Genomic DNA, 1,206 nt, shown 5'->3' with positions numbered 1-1,206 from the left:
CAGGGAATGCCCACCCAGAGTGAAAAAGTTTGCCGTGACGCTCAGCTGCTCAGCGGGCTGTGCCAGCAATTCGCCACACAGCGTAACCATTAATTGCTCACGCTCCCCCTGCGGCGCCACATAAGTACCCTGCAATGCCGACGTGTCAGCTTCAGGCAGGGCTTTTTTGTTAACTTTACCGTTGGCGGTCAGTGGCCAGTCATCAATCACCACACCCAGCTTAGGCACCATGTAATCCGGTAAGGTTTGTGCCAGCGTGGCCAGTGTCTGAGTCATAAACTCTGGCTGTGCTTGTTCTGTAACAGTTTCCACTGGCTGGACATACGCCACTAAATAGGTGCCTGCTGGGCCGTTCTTAGCCAGCACCAGTGCACTGTCTATGTCACTCTGGCGGCTCAGCTGCTGAGCAATCTCACCCAGCTCAACCCGGAAACCGCGAATTTTAATTTGGTCGTCGGCACGGCCCACGAAGGCCAGGTTGCCATCGGCCAGGTAGCGCACTAAATCGCCGGTGCGATACAGTCGCTCCGAGCTGCCTGCCACCTCGGGGTCGTAAAATGGATTGTCAATAAAGCGCTCGGCCGTCAGCTCAGGCTGATTCAGATAACCCTGTGCCAGACCGTCGCCGCCCACACACAGCTCACCCACACTGCCGTACGGCACCAGACTCAGGTCATCGCTTAGCACCAGGGCCTGATCGCCATTCAGTGGCGTACCTATGGCAATGTCCTGACTCTCATGCAATGTCGGTATCGCGTAACAACAGCTGAAGGTGGTGTTTTCCGTCGGGCCATAGCCGTTGATGACTTGTGCCTGCGGCAATGCTTGCTGCACCCGCATCACATCGGCGCCGTGGACTATGTCGCCACCAGCCAGCACATAACGTAAAGAGGTGCGACCGTCACAGTGGTGACTCCACTCACTGAACAAACCGGCCGTCAGCCACATGCTGTTAATGGCCTGACTATCAATCAGTGTGTTGAGTGCATGAATGTCCAGCTGGTCTTGCGGATACAGCACACAACGTCCACCATTGAGTAAAGGTCCCCACAACTCTATGGTTGCCGCATCAAAGGCAATGTTGGCGCTGTGCAGGAATACCGTGTCGCTGTCCAGGGTCATAAAGTGCGGCGTGCTAATAAGACGCTGTACCGCACGATGCGGGGTCAGCACGCCTTTGGGCTGACCGGTTGAGCCTGAGGTATA

At 56.1% G+C, this 1,206-nt stretch carries 1 protein-coding gene; it reads right to left on the bottom strand.

Annotated elements, in window-relative coordinates; genetic code table 11:
• Positions 1-1,206 (bottom strand): AMP-binding protein (locus MHN31_RS24070; RefSeq protein ID WP_239445552.1); only part of this gene is annotated, 1,206 nt, incomplete at both ends.

The organism is Pseudoalteromonas sp. McH1-42 (assembly GCF_022347845.1).
GTDB lineage: Bacteria > Pseudomonadota > Gammaproteobacteria > Enterobacterales > Alteromonadaceae > Pseudoalteromonas > Pseudoalteromonas rubra_D.
This window is presented reverse-complemented; position numbering and strand designations above follow the sequence as displayed.